Annotated in this window: 24 protein-coding genes and 1 pseudogene; 7 read left to right on the forward strand and 18 right to left on the reverse strand. The window is 66.2% G+C overall.

Annotated features, from left to right (window positions below):
• Positions 1-48 precede the first annotated feature (48 nt).
• Positions 49-366, forward strand: coding sequence for a recombinase family protein (locus tag FHX42_RS27970; RefSeq protein ID WP_328795963.1), 318 nt, complete (start codon positions 49-51; stop codon positions 364-366).
• Positions 367-568: 202 nt separating this feature from the next.
• Here FHX42_RS27970 and FHX42_RS06160 read toward each other — a convergent pair whose 3' ends face one another.
• The gene (locus FHX42_RS06160) at positions 569-1,624 is read right to left on the reverse strand and encodes a DUF2637 domain-containing protein (protein ID WP_328795923.1); all 1,056 of its coding nucleotides are present in this window, start codon (positions 1,622-1,624) and stop codon (positions 569-571) included.
• 373 nt (positions 1,625-1,997) lie between these two features.
• On the opposite strand from FHX42_RS06160, the gene FHX42_RS06165 reads away from it, so the two are divergent.
• Entirely contained in the window at positions 1,998-2,198 is a 201-nt protein-coding gene (locus FHX42_RS06165; RefSeq protein ID WP_182543129.1) for a hypothetical protein, read from the forward strand.
• 14 nt (positions 2,199-2,212) lie between these two features.
• On the opposite strand, the gene FHX42_RS27275 is transcribed toward FHX42_RS06165, so the two are convergent.
• A complete protein-coding gene (locus FHX42_RS27275) occupies positions 2,213-3,247 on the reverse strand; it encodes a tyrosine-type recombinase/integrase (RefSeq protein WP_182543130.1) in 1,035 nt (344 codons plus the stop codon).
• Between the two features lie 391 nt (positions 3,248-3,638).
• Positions 3,639-4,010 carry a hypothetical protein gene (locus FHX42_RS06175; protein ID WP_182543131.1) on the reverse strand — a complete coding sequence of 124 codons (372 nt, stop codon included), beginning with the start codon at positions 4,008-4,010 and terminating at the stop codon, positions 3,639-3,641.
• Positions 4,011-4,213: 203 nt separating this feature from the next.
• Between FHX42_RS06175 and pip the strand changes: the two genes are divergently transcribed.
• Entirely contained in the window at positions 4,214-5,191 is a 978-nt protein-coding gene (pip, locus tag FHX42_RS06180) for a prolyl aminopeptidase (protein ID WP_235987090.1), read from the forward strand.
• A 22-nt stretch (positions 5,192-5,213) separates the two neighbouring features.
• On the opposite strand, the pseudogene FHX42_RS06185 reads toward pip, so the two are convergent.
• From FHX42_RS06185 to FHX42_RS06195, 3 genes and pseudogenes are all read right to left on the reverse strand, one after another.
• Positions 5,214-5,528 (reverse strand): annotated as a pseudogene (locus tag FHX42_RS06185) (Tn3 family transposase); the annotation flags it as partial.
• A gap of 69 nt (positions 5,529-5,597) precedes the next feature.
• Entirely contained in the window at positions 5,598-5,849 is a 252-nt protein-coding gene (locus FHX42_RS06190; protein WP_182543133.1) for a hypothetical protein, read from the reverse strand.
• A gap of 497 nt (positions 5,850-6,346) precedes the next feature.
• Complete coding sequence (locus FHX42_RS06195) at positions 6,347-7,195, reverse strand: hypothetical protein (protein WP_182543134.1); 849 nt, start codon at positions 7,193-7,195, stop codon at positions 6,347-6,349.
• Between the two features lie 660 nt (positions 7,196-7,855).
• Between FHX42_RS06195 and FHX42_RS27660 the strand changes: the two genes are divergently transcribed.
• The gene (locus FHX42_RS27660; RefSeq protein WP_182543135.1) at positions 7,856-8,455 is read left to right on the forward strand and encodes a tyrosine-type recombinase/integrase; all 600 of its coding nucleotides are present in this window, start codon (positions 7,856-7,858) and stop codon (positions 8,453-8,455) included.
• 156 nt (positions 8,456-8,611) lie between these two features.
• Here the strand turns inward: FHX42_RS27660 and FHX42_RS06205 are convergent, their stop codons facing one another.
• From FHX42_RS06205 to FHX42_RS06225, 5 genes are all read right to left on the reverse strand, one after another.
• Complete coding sequence (locus tag FHX42_RS06205) at positions 8,612-9,004, reverse strand: hypothetical protein (protein ID WP_182543136.1); 393 nt, start codon at positions 9,002-9,004, stop codon at positions 8,612-8,614.
• 345 nt (positions 9,005-9,349) lie between these two features.
• Complete coding sequence (locus FHX42_RS06210; RefSeq protein WP_182543137.1) at positions 9,350-9,499, reverse strand: hypothetical protein; 150 nt, start codon at positions 9,497-9,499, stop codon at positions 9,350-9,352.
• Positions 9,500-9,622: 123 nt separating this feature from the next.
• Positions 9,623-9,799, reverse strand: a complete 177-nt coding sequence (locus tag FHX42_RS06215; RefSeq protein ID WP_182543138.1) for a hypothetical protein — start codon at positions 9,797-9,799, stop codon at positions 9,623-9,625.
• Positions 9,800-9,831: 32 nt separating this feature from the next.
• Positions 9,832-10,182 carry an STAS domain-containing protein gene (locus FHX42_RS06220; protein WP_182543139.1) on the reverse strand — a complete coding sequence of 117 codons (351 nt, stop codon included), beginning with the start codon at positions 10,180-10,182 and terminating at the stop codon, positions 9,832-9,834.
• Between the two features lie 808 nt (positions 10,183-10,990).
• Positions 10,991-11,227: a hypothetical protein gene (locus FHX42_RS06225; RefSeq protein ID WP_182543140.1), complete on the reverse strand. Its 237-nt coding sequence runs from the start codon at positions 11,225-11,227 to the stop codon at positions 10,991-10,993.
• Positions 11,228-11,827: 600 nt separating this feature from the next.
• On the opposite strand from FHX42_RS06225, the gene FHX42_RS06230 reads away from it, so the two are divergent.
• Positions 11,828-12,205: a DUF1330 domain-containing protein gene (locus tag FHX42_RS06230; protein ID WP_182543141.1), complete on the forward strand. Its 378-nt coding sequence runs from the start codon at positions 11,828-11,830 to the stop codon at positions 12,203-12,205.
• A gap of 180 nt (positions 12,206-12,385) precedes the next feature.
• On the opposite strand, the gene FHX42_RS27665 is transcribed toward FHX42_RS06230, so the two are convergent.
• From FHX42_RS27665 to FHX42_RS06260, 6 genes are all read right to left on the reverse strand, one after another.
• Complete coding sequence (locus FHX42_RS27665) at positions 12,386-12,631, reverse strand: IS3 family transposase (RefSeq protein ID WP_407926208.1); 246 nt, start codon at positions 12,629-12,631, stop codon at positions 12,386-12,388.
• The gene (locus FHX42_RS06240) at positions 12,628-13,341 is read right to left on the reverse strand and encodes a DDE-type integrase/transposase/recombinase (RefSeq protein WP_182543142.1); all 714 of its coding nucleotides are present in this window, start codon (positions 13,339-13,341) and stop codon (positions 12,628-12,630) included. Before FHX42_RS06240 ends, FHX42_RS27665 begins: the two co-directional genes overlap by 4 nt.
• Positions 13,342-13,449: 108 nt before the next feature.
• The gene (locus FHX42_RS06245) at positions 13,450-14,655 is read right to left on the reverse strand and encodes a CaiB/BaiF CoA transferase family protein (protein WP_182543143.1); all 1,206 of its coding nucleotides are present in this window, start codon (positions 14,653-14,655) and stop codon (positions 13,450-13,452) included.
• Positions 14,656-14,702: 47 nt separating this feature from the next.
• Positions 14,703-16,379, reverse strand: a complete 1,677-nt coding sequence (locus FHX42_RS06250; protein ID WP_182543144.1) for an acyl-CoA dehydrogenase family protein — start codon at positions 16,377-16,379, stop codon at positions 14,703-14,705.
• Positions 16,380-16,391: 12 nt separating this feature from the next.
• Positions 16,392-17,744 (reverse strand): MFS transporter, encoded by a 1,353-nt coding sequence (locus FHX42_RS06255; RefSeq protein WP_328795924.1) that lies wholly within the window; start codon positions 17,742-17,744, stop codon positions 16,392-16,394.
• Positions 17,745-17,885: 141 nt separating this feature from the next.
• A complete protein-coding gene (locus FHX42_RS06260) occupies positions 17,886-18,779 on the reverse strand; it encodes a LysR family transcriptional regulator (RefSeq protein WP_182543146.1) in 894 nt (297 codons plus the stop codon).
• 427 nt (positions 18,780-19,206) lie between these two features.
• Between FHX42_RS06260 and FHX42_RS26400 the strand changes: the two genes are divergently transcribed.
• Together FHX42_RS26400 and FHX42_RS06270 are read left to right on the forward strand one after the other, a co-directional pair.
• Positions 19,207-19,623 (forward strand): enoyl-CoA hydratase-related protein, encoded by a 417-nt coding sequence (locus FHX42_RS26400; protein WP_328795925.1) that lies wholly within the window; start codon positions 19,207-19,209, stop codon positions 19,621-19,623.
• Positions 19,624-19,835: 212 nt separating this feature from the next.
• Positions 19,836-21,110 (forward strand): MFS transporter, encoded by a 1,275-nt coding sequence (locus FHX42_RS06270; RefSeq protein ID WP_182543148.1) that lies wholly within the window; start codon positions 19,836-19,838, stop codon positions 21,108-21,110.
• On the opposite strand, the gene FHX42_RS06275 is transcribed toward FHX42_RS06270, so the two are convergent.
• Positions 21,072-22,685 carry an SLC13 family permease gene (locus tag FHX42_RS06275; protein ID WP_182543149.1) on the reverse strand — a complete coding sequence of 538 codons (1,614 nt, stop codon included), beginning with the start codon at positions 22,683-22,685 and terminating at the stop codon, positions 21,072-21,074. The two genes, FHX42_RS06270 and FHX42_RS06275, sit on opposite strands and share 39 nt — an antisense overlap.
• Positions 22,686-22,781: the final 96 nt, after the last annotated feature.

Below are 22,781 nucleotides of genomic sequence, written 5' to 3' on the forward strand. Positions count from 1 at the left end.
GGTGCCCGACGCTCGCGCCATCGGCGACTCACTCTGGCCGAACGAGGCATCAAGCTCTCCCTCTGCGGACAGGTCTACGACCCGGCCGACCCCATGGGCAAGATGTTCTTCAACATCCTGGCCACCTTCGCCGAGTTCGAAGTCGACCTGCTGCGGGCCAGGACGAAGGAAAGCATGGCTGTGGCCAAGGCCAAGGGCAAGCTGCGCGGCAAGCAGCCCAAGCTCTCGGCTAAGCAACAGCGCGAACTCGTGCGCATGTACGGCACCGGCGAGTACACCATCGCTGACCTCGCCGAGCTCTTCACAGTCTCCCGGACCACGATCTACCGCACCCTGCAGCGCGAGCCGAACGGGCAAGCGCGCTGACCTGCGATCAAGGGTTTAGCGTTCAATCTCGCACGGCTCTTCCCCAGACCCCGAGTAGCGGCCGAGCATGTTGGGGTTCCGGTAAGGGTCGTGTCGTCAGGTGCCGTCGAACATGACCTGTGCCAGGACCGGGTCGGCGATCCGGCAGCACCGTTCTGACCACCACGAACTCCTTGGCGGCTCGGGACGGTTTCAGGATCAGTCAGTTGTTCATGGAGACCAGGCGTTGGTCCGCGTCGGAGTGCGGGGAATCGTCGATTTCCAGGCGTGCGGCTGCGATCTGGCGGCGTCCCCAGCGTTCGCTGTAGCCGTAGCGCCTGCCGAGTTCGCCGCCGGTGAGAGGCTCGCCGGCTTCCAACGACAGCCGGTAGTCGCGGCGGGCGAAGGTGCGCTTGTCCTCGTCGGCGATTTCGCCCTCGGCCGGGACCGGAGGCAAGTGTTGGGTCGGCTCGTCGTCGCTGTCCGCAAGTTCCGGGCCGGGGGCCGCCGGGGGCGGTTGCGGCGGTGTCTGCTCGGGGAGCGAGGTGGGTTCGGCGGACCGGTGTTGTCCGGTCGCGAGCTCGGTGGGGGCGAGCGTGCTCGCCGAGCCGGCCGGCTCGGCATGCCCGGGGTGCGGATCATGCCGGACGGCGGACACCTTGGCCGCGCTGGTGGTGAGCTGGTGAGGGGTGTGCCGGACGGTGGGTTCTTCGGCGGACTCGTGGGCGACCACGGCCAGGCCGGCGATTTCCGAGACGGGGATGTCGGTGACTTGCTGGCGGAACGCACTGGAGGTGCCGTCGCGGTCGAGCATCCAGCGCAGCAGCAGCAACCCGGGGCGCAGACGCAGTCGGCGCTTGCCGTGGCGTTCCTCGTAGTCGGCGCGGAGTTCGGCCAGGACCACGTCGAAAACCGCCACGGCCGCGATCGGGAGCCCGGCGGCCACGATCCGGGCCTCGGGAGAGATTTGATGGATCCAGTTGATCCAACTGGAGATCGCAGTGAACGTCCACATCAGCAAGCGCCCCCGGACCGCGCTGCGCCCATAGATCGAGGCCCGGTAAGTGATCAGGGTGGCCCCGAAGGCAGCCCCGTCGAAAGTGCCGGGTACCAGCCAGGCAGTCCAGTAGCTAAAGCCGACCATCTGGTCCAGGCCGTAGGCGTGCAGCCCGACGAAGGATGCCCCCCAGCCCATCACCGCCGCCAGGGCCACGAAACTCAACGCGGCCCGCGAAAGCCATAACCCGCTGCGCTTGGCCGCCTGCTGGGCAGTGCTCACCGTCTTGCCCCCGACGCTGGCGAGAGGACTGGTCCGCGCCGGCGCCACATCGCCAGCTCACCATGGCACCGGCGCGCAGCCTAGATCACGCGTTCGACTACAAGCCGATCGGGAACCCGCCGCTGTCCGGTCAGCCGCGGACTGGTCTCCGTGCCGGTGCGACTGCACCTGGTGTGACATGCCCCTTACCGGCCTCGTACTCCTGAAGCTGTCCTGAGGGGCAGAGTGAGCCGATCGGTTCGGGGCGGGCATCTCGTGTCGTGGGCGCGGCGCCGCGCCCAGGATGCTGCCCGTCCTGACGAGATCCCCGGCCAAGGTTCCGGCGAGCCGTGACCCCTGCCGTGGCGAGGTTGGCAGGGGGCAGACTCACGGTATGAGTGAACACCCCAACGAGGTCGAGCAGGACGAAACCAGGTCGTCGGTGGCGCCGGGGGTGGCCGCGGCGATGCGGGAGGTGCGGCGCGTGGCCGCGGGTACCGGGGAGGTGGCCGGCCGGGTGGCTACCGGGCGTCTCGGTGGTGGCCGTCGCACTGTGGCCGACGGCGACGGCGAGGCGTCGCCGGACGGGGGCTGAGTTCGCCCGGTGGTTTACAGGCCGATGCCTTTGACGGCGTTGTCGTCCCAGCGTTCGACGATGTGGAGGTAGCCGTAGAGCGCCGATCCGTTCGGTGACCAGCGTCCTTGGGTGGCGATGGTGGTGGCGTCGTGGCCGGCCCGTCTGGCTTCGGTGGCCAGGCCGGCGCGGAGGCCGTGGGCGGACACGCGGGTGAGGTCGAGGCCGGCGGCGGTGGCGGTGCGTTGCAGCACGAGGTTGACGGCTTGGCCGGACATGCCGGACAGGACGCGGCCGTGGCGGTCGATGCGGCGGAACGCCCGGCCGGTGGGTTCGGTGCCGAGGTGGGTGGCCAGTGCGGTGCGGTAGGCGCGCCAGGCGCGCACGGGGCAGGTGAGTGCGCTGGTGCCGTGTGGGATCGCGATGTCGGTGTCGTCGTCGGAGGTTTTGCTCGTGCGCAGGGTGACGACCAGGCCCTCGTCGGCGACGGCGACGTCGGCGGCCCACAGTCCGGCCACCTCACTACGTCGGGCGGCCATGCCGAAGGCGACCAGTAGCAGTGCCCGGTCGCGCAGCCCCAGCAGTGTGTCGTCGAGGACTCGGGACAGCTGGCGGAGTTCGGCCACGGTGATGGGCCGGGCTTTGCCGCGGCCGCGCCGCAATCCGTGCTCGGCCAGGGCCCGCTGGTACTGGCGCTGGCGTTCGGCGACGATCTCGCGGTCGTCGATGTCGAGGTCGGCCACCCCGTCGTCGCGCAGACTGCGGCGGGTGCCGGTCACGCGGCGTTCGATGGTGCGCGGGGCCGCGTCGTGGCTGATCAGCCACTCGACGAACCCGACCAGGGTGCCCACGCTCAGCTCGTGCTGGCCGATGTCGAAGGCTGAGCAGTAGGCGTTCCACGCGCGCCGGTCGGAGTCGTAGGCCCGCCGGGTGGCGGCGTTGCGGCCGGCGTCGACGTGGGCTCGGGCCGCGGCGTCCAACTCGGCCCGCACCTCGGGAGAGGCCGTGGGGCCGAACAGCGCGATCTGCGGTCCGTCGCTGTCGGCGGGTTGTCCGGAATGCTGGGGCACAGTAAGCGACCCTATCGGAAGCGAGAGGTTCCATAAGCCGACTTGGGGTCTGAGTAGTAGCGGTACAGGATTTGGCGCTGTGCACGGTTTCGGCTGGTGATCGAGGTGTCGGCACACAGCCGTGGAACGACCAAGACGGTCCCGCCCTCTGCTCCGCGCTGCCGTAACCAGGAAGGAAGCTCGTTACCGGAGGATCCCGTACTCCTACTACTCAGACCCCGGATGAGTCCTTTTCGGTCGAGCTACCTTGCGGCTCGGCGTAGCGACCTGAGAACTACGCCAACACCTGCCGACCTGGGGTGGCGGTTTGGGGTCGGGACCGCTGCACCTTTTTACGCCTGTGCCGGGGCTCACGCTCGGTCGCGGTGAGCCCCGTGTCATCAACGATGGGTCAGGCGGTGCCGTGTGTCCAACCGGAACAGCTCCCGGATTTGACGTCATTTCCGTCGATCCGGCACACGTAGTACCTGATTGTGCTTCCCTCAGGCATGCTCATGTTGTGGTCGACCACGCTTCCGGCCCCGTTGCGGTTGGTGAATTCACCGGCATTAGGCGCGTCGGAGCGTTCGTAGTACACGTACACGCCGTGGCCGTCGGCTCTTTCGTCGTAAGCGTAGAGGTGTTCGCCGTGGTCGTCGAAGACCACACGGGCGGCGCAGTACCCCTCGGTGCTACATGCCGAAGAACTTTCGCCCGCATATGCCGAGGGGACGAACAGCACACTGGCCACAGCGGCGAGAACAACAACGAGTAGCTTGCGCATGAGCGAATCTCCTCACGTCAGTAGCATGATCCGCAGCGCAGACTTCCACATTCTCTCCGCCAGTACGACCGTTTTGTAGCTTTTTCCCACGTTCGGAGCAGCCTTGGCTGGGACTGTCTCAGTTGGGGTTCCCCTGCGGACGCGACGACGTCGCGTGAGTCGTCGGTCAGGGACGGGTTGGCGGTGCGCTGAGCGCAAGGGTGATGCTTGGGTATATGGAAGATCGATACCCTGACATTGAGCCCTATGAGTTCGGCCTGTTGGAGGTCACCGACGGGCACGTCTTGTACTGGGAGACCGTCGGAGACCCGGCTGGTACGCCAGCGGTGTACCTGCACGGCGGCCCAGGATCGGGTAGCACTCACGGCGCTCGCCGCCATTTCGACCCGGGCGGCTTTCGTGCGGTTCTGTTCGATCAGCGCGGCTGCGGGCGGAGCCGTCCGTTGGCCAGCGAGCCGGATGCGGAGCTGTCCACGAACACCACCGCGCATCTGGTGGCCGACATTGAGCGGTTGCGCGAGCACTTGGGCATCGACCGGTGGATTGTCGTCGGGATCTCCTGGGGCGTGACGCTCGGCCTGGTTTATGCCCAACATCATCCGGAGCGGGTACTGGCGATGGTGCTCGGTGCGGTGACGGCGGGCACCAGGCGGGAGATCGACTGGATCACTCGGGATATGGGACGGGTCTTTCCGCGCGAGTGGGAGCGCTTTGTTGCGGCGGTACCCGCAAACGAACGCAACAAGGACCTCTGTGCCGCCTACGCTCGGCTGTTGGCCAGCCCCGATCTCCACACTCGGGAAGAGGCGGCACGGCAGTGGTGCGCTTGGGAGGACACGCACGTGTCGTTGATGCCAGGCTGGACACCGAACCCAAGGTACGAGGACACGGCGTTTCGCATGATCTTCGCTCGGCTCGTGACCCACTACTGGAGCCACGGTTGCTTCCTGGCCGACGATCAGGTCCTCAACGCGATGGACCGACTGAGCGACATTCCCGCGGTGTTGATCCACGGACGCTTCGACGTCTCCGGGCCGCTGGACACTGCCTGGCAGCTCCACCGAGCCTGGCCGGGCAGTCAACTCGTCGTTGTCGACGATGCCGGCCACGGGGGCGGCAGCTTCACCAGCGAACTCATCGCCGCCTTGGACTCCTTCCACACACTCAACCTGCCTCGCTGAGGGATCCCCTTCGTACAGAGGTTCAGAGTTCGTTGTCGGGGTCGCGTAGCGGGCGGAGCTCGCCTGGTGGGCTGCTGGCGAAGGCGTAGCGGCCTTGGACGTTGATGTGTTGCCAGCCCAGTGGTGACAGGCGGGCGAGGTCCTCGTCGCGGACGGGATAGCCCTGACGGCGCAGCTGTTTGATGGTGGTGTCGAGGTAGACGCTGTTCCAGAGTACGACCATGTTCAGTACCAGCCCGAGCGCGCCGAGTTGGTTTTCCTGGCCTTGCCGGTAGGGCTGATACAGCTGGCCGCGTTTGCCGTGGAAGATCCGGCGGGCCAGCGCGTGGCGGGACTCGGCATGTGGGGACCAACCGCCGGATACCCGGCGGTTGGTCCCCACATGCCGCGCTGTGAGGGTGGTTGGTCAGGCGTACTCGCTGTCGGCACGGCGCCGGGACTCGTGCCATCGTTGCCGTACTTCGGCGCGTTCTCCGGCGCTGAGCCCTTGAGAGTCATCCTGGCGGTCTTCCTCGCGTTCGGCGGCTTCCTCGATTCGTTTGGCAATGGCTGTGGCAGCTTCATCGCCGGTCAAGCCGTCGAACTGGCTGTCGCGGATGTCGTCATGGATGCACCGCGCGATGAATCGCAGCGTCGGCACGTGGTCCGGCGTGGTCACGGTCACGATCGTAGCGCTACTTACCAGCCACTCGCCGTAGCAACGAGGCCGGTACAGGCGAGCTTAGCGTCGGATTTCTGCCGGATGGTCCCAGTGCCCCGAGAGCACGATGATCGCGGCGAGCACCGACCATCGCCCCACCCGAGAGGACCCGACCATGCACGTGCTCATCCCCGACAGACGCAGCGCCATCGTCCGTGCCCCCCACGGGCACCCTGGCGCTGACCGCAGTGCAGGACAACACCGCCCAGCTGACCGTGCTCAATCCCTGAACTCGCTAGCTGGGCCTTTATGGCCATGACCAACTCGCCGCACGCCAAGTCCCACTACCGACGACGTAAAAGGGGGTCGGCCGGAGTACGTCAGAAACCTGCCACGGTGCCTCGACTGGAGGTGCCCTGGCCGAAAGGCGCGTCAGCTTGGCCAGCGAAGAAGCAAGCCAAAGGTCAACGGTCTTCGGTGGTAAGAGCCTGCCAGCCCCAGACCCCTCCATCGAGTCATGTCCCGAGTCGACGGAGGATGTTTGCGAGCAGAACGACCGTGTCCGACGCGATTCCTGCCTCGCGGCGGTTCGGTGTCGTCTGGTGCTTGACTTGGTGAGCTGCTGCGACGGCTCGTTTCGCCAGGCCGCGAAACTCCTCGTTCGGTGCCCCTGGCAGCTCGGCCTCGATGTAGCGATCGATACGCTGCTTGGACTTGTTGACTGGAGGTTCGGTTTCTCCAGGGCGAAGGTGCTGAGCTGGGTCGTATACGGTCCGGCTGAGCGCTTCGATCACTCCCACACAGTGGGTGCCCACTGCCCGGTAGTCCTGCGGGGTCGATGCCGTGCGGAAGCGTCGACGCAGTTCCCGGATCTCCTCATCCACGGCTGACCAACCCGTTGCGCGTCGCGGTGACACAGGCTCGGCTAGCTCGTCGAGCGAGGCCTCTTCCATCCGGGTCAGCTGTGTGACGAGTGGTTCGAAAAACGTCTCGAGTATGTCTCGACGCGCTTGCCAACTACCGCTGGCTCCATTGCGGCTCCAGTATGAACGGAACCTGGTGAAGTCACGGAACGGCAGCTCTAGCGTGATTGACAGTCGTTTCAACACAGCATGGAGTGCCCTGATCGCGAGTGCGCTTTCCTTGTCCGTGAGTCGTGCCCGACCGTGAGTGCCATAAGCTTCAAGTTCTTCGTGTACGAGGTCGGTGAGACCTTGCGCGACTTCCAGCTCATCGTGATCTGGAGTAGGTCCACGTCGAACAGCGTCGACAAGCGTGCCGTCGAACTTGAGCTTGGTCTGCCACGGCTCGGCGTTGGGCCCCCAACTGTCGTCTGCCTCGTAGAAGAAGTCATCGCTCTGCACAGCAGAAGCATCGTACTAGTCGATCTCGACGAGCAGTTTCGGCACACGTACGCCTCACAAAGCTGATCCGGCGTGGACGTCTCCGTCTGCTCACCTCCAGCACCTCTACGAGGCGACTCGCGCATCATCTCGCGCACTCTAGTCTAGTGTCAGATAATGGCGTATTACCGGACAAACAGGGAGGTAGGTCCTGGGAAAACACCCGCGAGCCTGCCCCCCTTTTGTGTCCGTTATCTGACAAATGGCCAGGAGGCGGCTCATGGCGATCGCACGACACCTGCGCTCGGTGGATGCCGGTGGCTCGCGGGCGTTCCGGTCGTCGAGGCGATCTCTGCGTTCCTGCGATGGCTGAGCACCAAGCGGGGTCCGGTCCAGGCGGGCCACCTCGTCAAAGACGGTGCGGTCCTCCAAGTCGGCGCTGCCGAGAGCGTTGACTGGACTGGCCACGGTAGACGAACTGGCCATCGAAGCCGGTGGGCAGCGGCTGCGGGCCAACGCGTGCGCATCGCTTGGGGACACCAGGCGCCGTCGACGTTCAACGCCAAACGCGCGGCTGTTGCCTCTGCGTTGTCGTACTTCCAGCGTGAGGGAGGGCTTCCCACCGACGCATAGCCATTGAAGGGACTGGGGCGCGAGCCCGAGCCGAAGTCCGCTGGTCGGGTGCGAGACCGCGGTGAGATCGATCGGCTCATCACCGCCAAAACCCGGCCCCTGCAGGGCCGGGCGCTGTTCTCCCTGCTGTACAGCACCGCCGCGCGCTGCGAGGAAGTCCTCGCCCTGGACATCGGCGACCTGGACCGCGCGAACCGGCGCGCCCGGGTGACTCGCAAGGGCGGACGGCCCGATGAGCTGATGTATGACATCCGCACCGCTCGGCTGCTCGGGCAACTGCTCGGCACCCGCACCTCGGGGCCGGTGTTCCTGTCCGACCGCACACCCCGTGATGGGACCGTCCGCGACACCGATTGCGACCCCGAAACCGGGCGGCGCCGGATGACGTATCGCACCGCCGCCCGACACCTCGCCACCGCCACCGGCGGATGGGCCCCACGACCTGCGGCACTCCCGGCTGGCCCACGCCGGCGAAGACGGCGCCACCGAGGCCGACCTGCTCAACCTCTCCGGCCACGAGGACTGTCGCACCCTCCAGCGCTACCGCACGCCTTCCAAAGAAGGTGCCCATTCCCGTCTGGGCGACCTCGACGTGCAGCGTGGCACCTGGACACAAGGCACGAACGCGATCACCATCCGACTGGCTGAGGTCGATGCCGAGCAACCGCCAGGACAGACCGCGGTGCCGCTGCCCGAGCACGAGTAAAGCGGCGTCAGGTATCAACGAAGTCCCGGCCTGGAAGTTGGCCGGGACTTCGTTGATGCTGCTAATCATCGCCGGGCTCGGTCGCCGGTCCGAAGTGATCAGGCGGTGTCGTATCTCCAGCCACTGCAGTTGGCGAAGTAGCCCCCGTACAGTTCGCAGGCCTTGTAGCGCACGGAAGTGCCCTCGGCGTAGGACAGGTTCTTGTCGACCGCAGCGCCGTAGTAGCCGTTGTAGTTGGGCACTTCGTGACGCCGGTCCCAACCGTTGCCGGTCTTGACGTCCAGCACGCCGACCGTGTCGCGGCCATCGAAGGCGTAGTCGTGCACGATGAGGTGTTCTCCGTAGGATTCGAAGTCCACCCCGGCCGAACCCTCCGCGTTGACGACGCTGCCACTGGCGTAAGCCGGTGCCGCGGCCAGCGTTACCGCTAACAGGCAACTGCCCACAGCGGCGCCGAAAGAGGTCAGGCGTCTCGTTTTGAGGTTATCCACAGCATCTCCCAGTCAGTACTTCAGCTCGCTGCCGGGCAACCCTGGATATTGTTGCCCAACAGAACTGATCCCTGGTGGATCCCTTGTAGTCTAAACAAACCAGGAAATCCGGAGAACGAGAATCAACTCGAGCAACCCGGATGGAGCAACGTCATCGACCGGAACGGCGGCACGGAGGGCCGAAACGACACCCAAGTGGATGATCGGAGTGCGCCAGTAACCTGCTCGCAGCTTCGCCCAGAAGCCTCTTCGGTACAGCACCAATAGATCGAATCCGATCATCATCAGTGACAGAAGGAGACGGCATGGGCACGGACGAAACGGCAGGTCCGATTCCGGATCGGGTCACACTGGTCGGGGTCTGCACGCGCTGCCGTTGGTGTAGCTGATCTCCATACCAGCGTGTTCGCCTCCGTCGAGCATCGTCATCGTGTGCTGGGCGATCCTGCCCGGAGTCTGCTGCACCGAGTTCTGCGCGGGCAGATCGCGAGCCATGGGACAGCGTCTGTCCCAGCGCGTCCAGCTGCCTGTCTGCTTCCACGCTCGCCGACTTTCCAGTGCTGTGACCGAGTGAAAACCACCGGCAGCAGCCGACTCGGGTCGGCTGCTGGTGTGCGCTCAGTACTCGTCGTCTTCGTCGACGATCACGCGTCCGTCGGGGCCGACCAGACGCTGTGCGTGGCCGATGGCTTCGTGTGCCTCGTCGCCGTCGACGAAGGCCGCGTACTGCCCGTTCGCGGTGGTGATCTGCCAGCCGCGGACGGGGTGGGCGGCCACGTGCAGGACCTGGGCCATGATGCCCTCCCCTCGAGTCTCGGTGGTGCGGGTCAACTGCTGGTGGTCGGCGTGAGCGATCTCGTGGGGGTGAGTCGGATCTCGGAAGCCTCGGCGGCGGTTTCGACACTGTCGGTGTAGGCGAACTGGTCGGCCACCTCCAGCAGCGCCAGCAGCCGGTCGACGGTCCTGTTGCCGGTGAGCAGCCGCAGGGCGGTGTCGCCCATGAGCCCGCGATGACGGGCTTCCAACAAGGCGACGACAGCAGCGGTGGACAACAACGTCACCCGGGACAGGTCCAGCACGACGACGTTGGCCGTCTGGACGAAGCGGGTCCGCATCGACTCGGCGAACCGCGTCGCGGCGTGGCTGTCGAGATCGCCGGCGGCCTGCAGGACCTCCATGCCCGGAGCTGGTCGGTAGCTCCGGAACCGCGGCCGCTCGACCGGCGAGGGTGGTACCGGCGGCCTCGGGGAAGACGTGCCGTGGTCCCTCATCCCGGACTCGGGCATAGCTCACCTCCGCAAACATGCGCACGGGACTTCCCACCAGCTGCCGGCTGGAAGGCGATTCCCTGTCACTCTAAAGCCATGCAGGCCCGTAACCAGCGAAGATGACATTTAGCGTTAATCACACTACATAGAGTTCCAGACGGAGGTCTCGTGTTCCCGCCTGGTTACACGAGTCAGTCACGCAACTCGTCTCGGTGGCACTGGTCCGGTTGCTGTATGCACACAACTTTCTGACGAGCTCGGTCGATGAGCTCGGAGGGTGCGAGTCGCCGATGAAGCTGGCGAAATGATCTCCGGTCAAGATCGTGCGGCGTGGAACCCGCCGCCGCACCTCCGGACACCGTCGGGAAGGCCGGAGCTCTCGAACGGGGGGGCCCCAGTAAGGGGATCTTGCTGATGTGTGCTGGCACGGTCGTCTCCCGAACCTGGAGGTCGAGGTCAAAATCGGACACGAGCCGCCTCATGGGGGCACCATTGCGTGCTGCAGGGCAGTTCCGGCGAGCACGCAAGTGACCGTTGGAGAGCGATCCAGTTATTGGGAGTTGTGGTCTTTCCCGGTCCGAACAGGCGCGGTAGGCAGCTCTCTTTGTATTCGTTTTCGGAGGTTCTGTCGTGAATGCGGTGAAACGGGACCACGATCGGCCGTGCCAGCGCATTTTTCTCCTGCCTCGCCTCGGAAGGGCAAGGACCCGGTGGTCGATCAAATTGCCACGGCCGCTGCTCCGGAACGTTCGATGTCGTCTTGCCCCCGGGTGTGCTGCACGGTGGCGAGCGTGGTTGTCCGCCGCAGCGGGAACGGTCCAGATGTCTTGATCGTGACCGCGTTGGTGGAAGCGACTCCTCGACGGCCGTTGAACAGCAGCTGATCGACTTGGTGGTGATGGACGCCGTGGGCGTTGAAGTGGGCGATGAGCGCACTGGCATCGAGAGTGATCACGCGGGCCAGTCCTTGCGTAGGTCTGCGAGCTGGTGGTCGTTGCATGCACCGGTCACACCAGCCACGCCCTGGCTAACCACGTGCCCATCCGGTCAACGTCTACCTGTGCGTAAGGTCCTCATCGACGGCGGCCTCGGTGGCCCGGTGGCGGGCTGAACGGCAGGCGGCAGTCCAGTGGTGCTACTGCGGTGCTCGTCCGTACCTGTTGGCCGACCAGTGCCTGTTGTCCTTTCTCGACCCTTGATGGGAAGAGCTGAACCTGGGCGGTTGGGTCGTTGTTCCGGACATGAGTGACTAGATCGGTGGAGCTGGCCAACGGGACTGATCAGGCTGGCCAACGAGCGCCCGATCCGGCCGAAGAGAGTACGACGAGCGCGTCACCGAAGCGCACTCGGTCGAGGGCGGCGGCTGGTTCGGTGGCGAGGAGGTCGTTGTCGATGTGGTGCGCGGCGCTGAGCTCACGAGTTGCACGTCGAGGCGTTCGAGGCAAATACCGACTGGACGGTATGCACATCGGTGCTCGGCATCTAAACTCGGGTGACCTTCGTGCGGTAGCGAGTGCTGTCGCTACGAAAGTCCGACTACGACAGGGAGTTGTCGATGGCAGTCGATCCTTCGGGGGCCGATCTCGCATGCATGCTGGACGAAGTTCCGGACGGGCCCATCGTGATGCTCAACCTGCTGCGGTTCGCCCCGGACGGCCGCTCCTCGTACGAGGAGTACTCGCGGCGGGCGGGGCCCTTGCTTCAGCGGTACGGAGGCGAGGTCCTCTACGCCGGCGATGGAACGACGCCCCTGGTTGCCGAGGCAGGACAGGACTGGGACGCGGTGCTGCTCGTCCGATATCCCGATCGGGAGGCGTTCAGCCGCATGGTCGCGGATCCCGAGTACCAGGAGATCACCGGTCTGCGCGCCCGCGGGCTCGCCGAGGCCGTGCTCCAGCCGACTCTCCCCTGGGGCTCGCGTCGCGAATCCTGACGACCTCGGTCGGCGAGTGGACGTTGGGCCGACCGTAGGAGTGGATCACCGTACTACGAGGCCGACGCCCCGGCGGCCCGGTAGGCGGCTGGTGCCAGGAGCCCGTCGAGTCTGCTGGTCACTCCGGGGCAGGCCGGTGCACGTGATTGTCGCCAAGGCCTACCCCTTGCGGGGCATTCGTCAGTATCTGCGGTGTCGCGGTATCGCCACCCTCATTCCGGAATGACCTCCCCCTCCTGGAAGCCGAACACGTGTTATGCGGCTTGGGGGAGCTGTTGATCGTGCTTCCATTGTTCGGGGGCGGGCGTAACCCAGGGGCGAGTGTAGTCGTCGGCGGTTGTACCAGGTGTGAATCCAGCTGAAGACCGCCTGTCGTGCCTGGGCACGGGTAGTGAAGTGGTGTCGGTGCACGAGTTCTTGCTTCAGCGCTGGAGAAAAACGGCTCGATGACGGCGTTGTCCCAGCATATCCCGGTGCGCCCGGGTGAACGCCGGATGCCCAGCTCGGCGCAGTGCTCGGCGAACCGGGAGCTGGTGTATCGACGTCCTCTGTCGCTGTGAAAGGTCACGCCGGCGACGTTGCCGCCGTGGGCGGTCACTGCGGTGTCCGGGCAGTCGGTGAACGACTGCGGTGCGCAGGTGGTTGGTCATCGCATAGCCGAGCACGCGGCGTGAGCCGATGTCGAGCACGACGGCCAGATACGACCAGCCCTGGGCGGAGACATAGGTGATGTCGCCGACCCAGCGCTGGCCCGGCACACCAGGCGTGAAGTCTCGATTCAGCAGATCCGGTGCGGACTCGGGATCAGAGGCAGGTACCTTGGTGCGCACCTGCTTGCGCGGGCTCGCCCCCACGATGCCGTGTTCCCGCATCAGTCGTTGCACGCGTTTGTGGTTGACCACCCAGCCCTGGCGGCAAGGCTCATGAGCTCGTTTGAACAGGGCACGCTCCATCCGCAGTTTCGCGTTTTCCTGCTCGAGCTCCTGCATCCTGGCCCGTTCCTCGGTATTCAAGCCCTCTTGCTGTCCGGGGTCGAAGTGGGTCTGCTTGACCCAGTTGTCCAGAGTCGAGTCATCCATCCCCAGATCTCGGATGGCCTCGGCTACCGACTTGCCACCGGTGAGTACCAGCTCCACAGCCGTCCCGCTTGAACTCCGCCGAGAACGTCCGACGAGTCCGTTGTCGTTCCTCTGCCACGCGGCCACTCTCCAACCAACACGAGCGTCCGGTCCACCGGGGGAACCTCAGTGCCGGGGCGAGGTGAGCTGTTGGATGCTGTCGTCGTCGTAGCCCAGTTCGCGGAGTACTTCCTCGTTGTGTTGTCCGAGGGTGGGTGGGGCGGTGCGCATGGTCGGGCGTTGACCGCGGTAGTTCACCGGGAATCCCACTTGGTGGATAGGACCCACGGTGGGGTGGTCGACCTTGTCGACGATGCCGATTGCTTCGGTGTGGGCGGAGTCGTATATCTCGTCCAGCCCTCGGATCGGGGAGACGGGAACTCCGCTTGCCTTGAGGGTGGTGCACCAGTGTTGGACTGTTCCGGTTCGCAGCGTCGTGCCGAGTTCGGTGTTGAGTTCCGCGCGGTGCTCTACGCGCCCCTCGTTCGTGGAGAGCCGTGCGTCGTCAGCCAGGTCCGGTCGTTCGATGACGCTGCAGAGTCGCTGCCAGAGGGCGTCGTTGCCGACGGCGATGACGAAGTGCCCGTCCGAGGCGGGATATGCCTGGTAGGGCACCAGGTTGGGATGTCCTGACCCCAGGCGTTGTGGGACTTCGCCGGTGGCGAAGTAGCTGGTGGCCCAGTTGATGTGCAGCGCCAGTTGGGATTCGTACAGGGAGGTGGTGAGGTATTGGCCGAGGCCGGTCTTGGCGCGCTCGACCAGTGCGGATAACACGCCGACGGTGCCGAACAGTGCTGCGCTGAGATCGCCCATGGCATACCCGGACTTGACGGGCGGCCCGTCGGGTTCACCGGTCAGTGACATGAGACCTGCCGCGGCTTGGGCGACCATGTCGTAGCCGGGTTCGTCTTGTAGCGGGCCGGTTTCCCCGAACGCGGAGATGTGCAGGACCACCAGGTGGGGGTAGGTCTTGCTGAGCTCGCTGTAGTGAAACTTCTCCTGCAGCGTGCTTCCCGGGCGGAAGTTCTCGACGACGACGTCGGCGTCGGCGATGAGCCGATGGGCGGCCTTCTGACCAGCGGGCGACGTCAGGTCGAGGGTCAGCGAGCGTTTGTTGCGATTGGCGGCCAGGTAGTAGGTCGAGTCGGGTCCCTGGAAGGGCGGGCCCCACTGGCGGGTCGGATCACCGCCGTCGGGGTGCTCGACCTTGATGACGTCGGCTCCCATGTCGGACAGCGACATGGTCACGTACGGGCCCGCGAGAATCTTGGAGAGGTCGACGACCCGGAACCCCTGCAGCGGGGAAGCGTTGGCGGATTCAGCGCAAGACATGGCATGTCACCTTTGGTGGGGAAGAGTACGTGTCGGCGTCAGATGCGTTACTCGTCCGGTGGAACGTCGCCGCCGTCGACCAGCTCACCCAGACACGCCAGTGCCCGGTCGTGCGCGGGAGTAGTTGGTGATCCGAGGAGCCGCTCGATGTAGGTGGCGGACACCAGAGCCGTTCGGTGGCCGTGTCCGGCAGCGATGTCGTAGGCGGCTTGTTCCACCAGTAGCGAGGCCATGACGGTGCGTGTCAGGGAATCGGCGTAGGCACCGATGCGTGCTTGCTGGTTCCGGCGATCGCTGGCGAGTAGTTGATCGCCGTCGCGCAGCAGGGTTTCCCAGCGTTGGACCACGGTGTCGACCGCAGCTTTGATCTGCACGTCGTCGAGGGCGCGCAGGCGTTGCAAGTAGGTCTCTGCGAGCAGTTGGTGGGACGAGTCTTGGCGCATGCACCGCAGGACGTCGAGCGCGATCACATTGGAGGAGCCTTCCCAGATCGACCCGAGGTGGGCGTCACGAAGCAGGCGGGGGTTGACCCAGTCCTCGATGTAGCCGTTGCCGCCACGGATCTCCATGGCCTCACCGGTCACGGACCGGGCTTGCTTGCACACGGTGTACTTCGCCAGCGGGGTGAGCACGCGCACGAGTCGGCGGGCTTCCGCGTCGCCGGTGTCGGCCTCGTCGAGGCGAGCGGCGGATTCGAGCACCAGGCCCAGTGCTGCCTCGGTGTCCAGGAGCATGGGGAGCAGGGTTGCTCGCATGAGGGGTTGGTCGAACAGAGGCTTGCCGAACACGACTCGCTGGCGGGTGTGTTCGACGGATTCGCGCACGGCGCGACGCATGAGGGCGGCCGAGCGCATCGCGTTGGACAGGCGGGACACGTTGAGCATCTCGGCCATCTGGTGAAAGCCCTGCTTCAGTGTGCCGACGGGGCGCGCGTAGGCATCGTCGAGGGCGACTTCACCGCTGGCCATCGACCGGGCTCCGAGCTTGTCCTTGAGCCGGTCGATGCGATAGCTGTTGCGGCTGCCGTCCGGCCGTCGTCGTGGGACGAGGAACATCCCGAGGCCTTGGGTGCCGTCTCCCTGGCCGGGTACGCGCGCCAGGGTGAGGATGATGTCGGCCGAGGCGTTCGAGGCGAACCACTTGTTCCCGCGCAGGGTCCAGTGCGTGCCGTGGTCGGTGGCTTCGGTGGCGGTCTGGGCGATGTCGGTGCCGCCCTGATTTTCGGTCATGAACATCGCGCCGGTGGCGAGGTTGTCCATGTCCGGAGAGCTCAGCGCCGCGATCTCAGCGGTGAAGGTGTCCGGGTCGAACATGCGCAGGATCCGGGTGGCGGAGTCGGTCATCGACAGCGGACAGGCCAACCCGAACTCGGCTTGGACGAAGACGTAGGACAGCGCGTACTTCACCGTGTGGGGCACCGGTGTCGGCCATCCCAGTACGCCTGGGCGGTGCGACATCGCCGCGAGCCCGAACCGTTCGAACGCCACTTGCGACAACTTGGCGTAGGACGGGTGGTAGTCGATCTCGTCGATGCGTTCGCCACCGGGACTGTACTGGCGCAGCTGTGGCGGATTGGCATCCGCGGTGGTGGCTAGCTCGTCCAGTTCGCCGGCAGCCAGCTCCCCGAGCTCGGTCAGCACCGGCTCGACGCGTGCGCGATCGGCGCTCGACAGGACCCGGTCGAGGAGACGAGGCAGGGCGGGATCTTGCTCTGCGAAGTTCACGGCGTTTTCCGTTCAGCTCAGCGAGGTGGACGCGGCGGAGGTGGGTTGCGCGAGCGGTGGTGCCTGCCCCCAGCTGCTGCGGCGGACCAGGGCGAGCACGCAGAGCACCGTCAGGACGACGTAACCCAGACCGAGGGCCACGACCGGCCAGATCGAGCCGGTTCGGGCCAGCAGGAACTGAGCGACGATGGGCGCGGTCCCCGCGAAGAGCGTCGTGCACAGCTGATAGCACAGCGACATGCCGGTATAGCGGATCTCGACGGGGAACACCTGGGACAGGACTCCCGCCAGCGCCGAGTAGTACATCGCGTGCGGGAACGTGGCCACGGCCATTCCGACGCTGGCCCACAGCAGCGACCCCGTGTTGATCAGCAGAAACATGGCCGGCAGCAACACGAGCTCGGGCAGAAGCATGACCAGGATGGCTCGCTTCAGGTCGATCCGGCTGGCCAGGACCGCTCCGAAGGGCTGGACCAGCACCTGGACCACGAGTGCGACCGCGATGACGGTCAGGAAACTCGACCGGGTGAAGTTCAGGTCCGTCGTGGCCCACGACAGGGCGAACGTGGTCTTGACGTAGGTAATCGAGACACCGGCAACGCCGGCGCCGACACCGAGGGCAACCAGCCGGGGATAGCGGCTCAGCACTTCCTTGATGGGCAGTTTCGATTCCTGCTTGCTGTCGATGACCTGCTGCATTTCCGGGGTCTCGTTCAGACGCAGCCGGATGAACAGGCCGATGAGCACGAGAACGGCCGAGGCCAGGAACGGCAACCGCCAGCCCCATGACATGAATGCCTCGTTGGGCAGCCACGCGATGGTCACGAACGCCAACGTGGCCAGGAGATTGCCCACGGGCGAGCCTTGTTGCGCGAACGCCCCGTAGAGGATCTTCTTGCCGGGTGGGGCGTACTCGGTGGCGACGAGGACCGCGCCTCCCCACTCCCCGCCCATGGCAACTCCCTGCAGCATGCGCAGAACGATGAGCAGTACGGGAGCGGCGACCCCGATCTGGGCGTAGCCGGGCAGCAGGCCGACGCACAACGTGCCGATGCCCATCATCAGCAGGGTGGTGATGAGAGCTTTCTTGCGTCCGAAGCGGTCCCCGACGTGCCCGAAGACGAGCCCACCCAGGGGGCGGGCGAGGAAGCCGACCCAGAAGGTGCCGAACGCCGCGAGTGTGCCGAGTGCCGGCGACATTTTCGCGAAGAAGATGTCGCCCAGCACCAGCGCGGATGCGGAGCCGTAGATGTAGAAGTCGAACCATTCTACCGTGGTGCCCACGAAGGCGGTGATTCCTGCCTTGCGGGCCTCTCGAGCTGGTACGTCGGGTCTGTCGGCCCGGACGGCGCTGCCCTGCGACACGGGGTGCTCCTCTCTCGCGGAGTGGTCGTCCCGCCATGCGAGGATTAATGAGGCCTGCATCGCGAGATACAGGACACTGTGGCAGCGAAAACTAAGAGCTGTCCAAGATTAATTTGTTCCTTCGTTGATACCGAATCGCTCTTAATTCGGTGGTGTGGGCAGCACGTCCTCGGCAAGGCGCAGGACGGAGTGCAACGCCGCCGACGGGTTGTCCGAGCGCCAAGCCAGTGCGATGGACATGGTCGGGACATCTCCGGTGAGCGGCCGGAACGCGACGTGCTCCATGTGGATGTTCTGCGCCGAGCTGACCACGAGCGCGACACCGACCCCCGCGCCGACCACCGTCAACAGGTTGTAGGCGTCCGGAGCTTCTTGGGTGATCATCGGACTGAACCCGACGTTGAGACACGCCTGCATCGCCGTGTCGCGCACGGCGGAGCCCCGCGTGGCCGGGAACGCGACGAAGCGCTCGTCGGCGAGCTCTGCCACGTCGATGCTGGACCGCTCGGCAAGTGGGTGGGTGTCCGGCACAGCGCTGATTAGCTGCTCAACTCGAACCACCCGTGAGGAGATCCCGCCGCGGGTCGGAAGCGCAACAAAGCCCAGGTCCAATGTCCCCTCGCTGATCCGGCTCAGTGCTTCCCCGGAGTACGTCTGTCCTTGAAGGACGAGTTCGATGCCGGGCAGTTCGGAGGTGACGGCCCGGGTGAGGCGGGGGAGAGCGCCGTAGCTGCTCGCGCCGGCGAACCCGACGGTCACGCGTCCCACCTCACCGCCGTTGGCAGCCAGTACGGTGCGCCGTGCGGCTGCTGCCTCCGCGAGGACTCTCCGTGCTGGTTCGAGCAGCGAATCACCGGCTGCGGTGAGGCGTACCGAGCGAGTGTTGCGTTCGAAGAGCTTAACGTCGAGATCCCGCTCAAGCAGGCGAATGTACTGGCTCAGCGGCGGCTGAGCCATGTGCAGCCGCGCGGCGGCCCGCCCGAAGTGCAACTCCTCGGCAACCGCCACGAACCCTTCGAGATGGCGAAACTCCACCTCGACAGCTTCTCAGGGTGGTACTCCAGTGTCACTTGTGATCGTGGCTGTGAGGTTCGCAGGTGGAGCACCGCGCATCATCTTCTTTGGAACCGCGTCAGCTGGAGGGGTCTCCGCGAGGTGCAGTCCAGGTACAGGGGGAGCCCTGCGGGATCGTCTGCCAGCCGGGATGATCAGGGAACTGTCTTCATCAGCCTCCGAGTGCGAGTCATGTCTGCTGGTCGAGTGCGTGGGCGTAGTGGTCTGCTCCGGCCTCCGACGCAACTCGTCATCCTGTGCGCTGGTGTTTCGCGGAGCTACTGCTGTCGCGCGGAGCAGCTGTGGCGCTGACCTGAGGTTTTGGGTGTGGGAGTTCAACTCGCCCCGGACACGCCCGGTTTGCCCACGGGGTGCTCATCCATGGTTTGCGGCGAGGGTGTCGAGGGCAGTGAGCGCTGTGGCGATGGTGGGATGGTCGCGGCTGCCGTGGCGGGTGACGGTGAGGAGACGTCCCGATAGGAGAGCGGGGCCGGTCAGCGGTGCGCCGCAGGTCGCGATGGAACCGGCACTGACCGGCGACATGCTCGCCGCGCAGCGTGCCCACGAGGTGGGCCTGGTCAACAAGACCACCGAGGACGGCTGCGCGCTGACCGAGGCGCTGGCGCTCGCTGGCCGGATTGCGGCCAACGGTCCGCTGGCCACCGTCGCCAGCAAGCGGATCGTGCTCGACCACGAGCAGTGGCCGAAGGAGGAACGGTTCTCCCGCCAGCGGGCGATCACCGACCCGGTCTTCGCCTCCGAGGACGCCCGCGAAGGCATCCGGGCGTTCGCCGAGAAGCGGCGACCTCACTGGCAGAGCCGGTGACGTGGCGACGATCACCCACCGAGAACGGTCCTCCCGCTCGAGAGGTGGCAGGCGAACGGTTCTCCGGAGCGCCGGCGGTCGATGTCGGTGCCGATCGGCCCGCATCGCGCCGGGAGCTGCGAGCACCGGTCGTCCGGAGTGACCGACCACACTCCGACCGCGGTGGATAACAAGGTTCTGCGCTGGGCAGAGGTGCTCCATACTGGGAAGTCATGCGCGCTCAACAGATTCGGACGGACAGCGCGGACACCCTGCGGTTCGGCAGCGGATCGTTCGGCGCCGCCGGGCTCGCGATCGCGGCGACGACCTGTGGATTGCTGGGCGTGTTCGTCACCTCGTCGTTGGCGCCGTTGCTGCGCTCCGACGGGATCGTGACTCCCGCCGGGCTGGGAATCGCCACGGCGGTGTTCTTCGGGGTCAGCGCGGTCGTCGCCCCGATGGGAGGACGGCTCGCGGACCGCTTCGGCAGTGTCCGCGTGATGCGCGTGGCGCTCGTCGTCGCTGCCGCGTCCATGCTGGCCGTGGCCGTCGGTGTGACCGGATGGCAGGAACTCGCCGTCGTCCTCGGCTTCGCGGGAGCGACCAACGGAGCGATCCAACCGTCGACCAATCGTTACATCAGTCGACTGGTTCCGTCGAACCGCCAGGGGTTGGCGTTCGGCGTGAAACAGGCCGCGATCCCGATGGCCATTCTGCTCGGCGGGCTCGCGGTCCCGGTAGCCGCCCATGTCTCGGGCTGGCGCAGCATCTACTACTTCGGAGCGGCGTTCTCGCTCGGGGCGGCCCTGCTGATTCGCACGCCGTCGCCCGCGGCCGTGAAGCCGCAGGTCGCTGCCTCCTCGGCAGCGGCGGGAAGAACCGGTCCGCCGCTGCCGAGGAGGGCGCTGATCGTGCTGGCATCCGGCTGGGGCCTCGCCTCGGCCGGAGCGAACGCGCTCGGTGCCTTTTTCGTTCTCGGCGCCGTGCATGCGGGTTTCGCGACCGTGACGGCGGGAATGTTGGCGGTGCTCGGTTCCGTGGCCAGCATCGCCACCCGTATCGCCCTGGGTGCGTTCGCCGACCGGCGCAGCGGCAGAGGCTTCGGTGTGGTGGCCGCGATGAGTGCGGTGGGGGCTGTCAGCGTGGCCTTGTTGGCCACCGATCAGGGGTGGGCGTTCTTTCTCGCGGCGGTCATCGGTTACGGCATCGGCTGGGGCTGGGCCGGTGTGTTCAACTACGCCATCGTGCAAACGTCGCCGGGGCGTCCCGGGCGGACCACCGGTATCACCCAGGCCGGTGCGGGTGCGGGTGCCTGCCTGGGGCCGCTGGCCTTCGGAGCACTGCTCACCCACACCGGCTACGCGTGGGCCTGGCTAGCCGCCGGGGCCGCCCTGCTGTTGGCCAGCGTGGTCATCACGGTCGGCCGCGGGATGCTGCCCGCACAGGTGTGCACGCAGGGTGGAGCATCCTCATCCGCCTGTGAGGACGAGCCCGATCATCACGGGTAGCAGCAGTGCCACGAGCGCCATTCCCGCGAAGTCCAGGGATATGCCCGAGCGCATCATCTTGGTGATCGGGACGGCTCCGGATCCGTAGACGATGGCGTTGGGCGGTGTGGACACGGGCAGCACGAAACCGAACGAGGCGGCGAACGTGGCACACATCGCCGGGATCATGGGGTTGACGTCGGCCGCCGCGGCCAGCGGCAGGACGATGGGCACCACGACGGCCGCCGACGCGGTGTTGGAGGTGGTCTCGGAGATCGTGACGGCGAGCACGATTGCGAACAGGCTCAGGCCCACGATGCTGGACAGCCCGAGTGCTCCCGCCGACGACGTCGCCACGGTCTGGGCGAGCCCGGTGTCGGCGAGCTGGGTTCCGAAGATCATTCCGGAGCCGAACAACAGGATGGTGCCCCAGTCGATCTTGACTGCCTCGCTCCAGGTGAGGGTGAACTCTCGCTTCGGCCAGTTCGTGGGCAGCACGAACAGCAACGATGCTCCGAGCACTGCGACGATGCCCTCGTCCAGGTGCTGCTTGACGGTGTCCAGGGCCGCGGAGTCCTCGCCGGCGATCAGGGCCACGATCGAGGGCAGGATCCACAGGGTGACGGTCAGGCCGAAGGCGATCAGCGTGTTCTTCTCGGCGCGGGAGAGGCCACCGAGCCGTGTCCGCTCGGCGGCGACGTAGCTCTCCACCCCGCTCAGCTTTTTGATCTCCGGCCGGTTGAGCAGGAGCAGTACCCCGCACATGACCACGAACATCACCCCGACCACCGGCGCGGCCATCAGCATCCAGTCCAGGAACGTGATGGTGCGCCCCGTCGCCTCCTCGATGTACTCGCGGCCGATGAGGTTCGGCGGTGTCCCGATCGGGGTCAGCAGTCCACCGATCACCGCCGAGTAGGACAGCATCAGCATCAGGGCTGTGCCCAGGCGCAGACGAAGCGGATCGATTTTCTTGTCGGAGGACGTGGCCGGGAGGAGCTTGCTGATCACCGACAGCAGGCCCAGCGCCGTGGGCAGCAGCATCGCCACGGTCGCGGTGCTGGACACGAAGGCCGACAGCAGCGCGGTGACGGCTCCAAAGGCGACCAGCACGCGCGTGGACGTCCGTCCCACACCCGGTAGGGACAGGATGCGGAAGGCGAACCGGTGGGCGAGCCCGTGACGCAGCATGGCCTGGCTGAGGATGAACGCCCCGATGAAGGTGAACAGGGTCGAGGACCCGAACGGAGCCATGACCTCGTCGGGCGGAGCCACCCCCAGCAGCACGATCGCGGCCACGCCCAGCAGCCCGGCGACGGGAATGGGAACCGATTCGCACAACCAGAGCACGACGACGCCCAGCAGGACGGCAGCGAGCCGGTGCTGGCTCGGGTTCATCCCGAGGGGCACGAGCAGCATGACGATCGTCGTCAGCGGCGCCAGGAACAGCCCGGTGGTGCGGCGAACGCGTTCGAAGCGTTCCTCGGCGGGACTCAGTACCTGTTCGGACAGGCCCCGGTAGGTGGCACCGGACAGCACGGTGGTGTCGCTGGACGTGGGTGGCCCCTCGGCGGAGTCGTCATCACGGGTGCTCATCGGCGGTCCTTTCACTGGGAAGTGGATCCGCGTCGCCGGGGCGGAAGGGAAACGCCCGTCGCGGTAAGAGAGGACCGTAATTCAGGCCACACTGCG

It is taken from the genome of Halosaccharopolyspora lacisalsi (genome assembly GCF_014137975.1).
GTDB classification, from domain to species: Bacteria; Actinomycetota; Actinomycetes; order Mycobacteriales; family Pseudonocardiaceae; genus Halosaccharopolyspora; species Halosaccharopolyspora lacisalsi.

Excerpts from the sequence above, each read along its gene's own strand:
- FHX42_RS06165 (WP_182543129.1), top strand. The coding sequence starts at position 1,998 with ATGAGTGAACACCCCAACGAGGTCGAGCAGGACGAAACCAGGTCGTCG.
- FHX42_RS06175 (WP_182543131.1), bottom strand. The coding sequence starts at position 4,010 with ATGCGCAAGCTACTCGTTGTTGTTCTCGCCGCTGTGGCCAGTGTGCTG.
- pip (WP_235987090.1), top strand. The coding sequence starts at position 4,214 with ATGCTTGGGTATATGGAAGATCGATACCCTGACATTGAGCCCTATGAG.
- FHX42_RS06210 (WP_182543137.1), bottom strand. The coding sequence starts at position 9,499 with ATGGCTCGCGATCTGCCCGCGCAGAACTCGGTGCAGCAGACTCCGGGC.
- FHX42_RS06215 (WP_182543138.1), bottom strand. The coding sequence starts at position 9,799 with ATGGCCCAGGTCCTGCACGTGGCCGCCCACCCCGTCCGCGGCTGGCAG.
- FHX42_RS06220 (WP_182543139.1), bottom strand. The coding sequence starts at position 10,182 with ATGGAGGTCCTGCAGGCCGCCGGCGATCTCGACAGCCACGCCGCGACG.
- FHX42_RS06230 (WP_182543141.1), top strand. The coding sequence starts at position 11,828 with ATGGCAGTCGATCCTTCGGGGGCCGATCTCGCATGCATGCTGGACGAA.
- FHX42_RS06245 (WP_182543143.1), bottom strand. The coding sequence starts at position 14,655 with ATGTCTTGCGCTGAATCCGCCAACGCTTCCCCGCTGCAGGGGTTCCGG.
- FHX42_RS06270 (WP_182543148.1), top strand. The coding sequence starts at position 19,836 with ATGCGCGCTCAACAGATTCGGACGGACAGCGCGGACACCCTGCGGTTC.
- FHX42_RS06275 (WP_182543149.1), bottom strand. The coding sequence starts at position 22,685 with ATGAGCACCCGTGATGACGACTCCGCCGAGGGGCCACCCACGTCCAGC.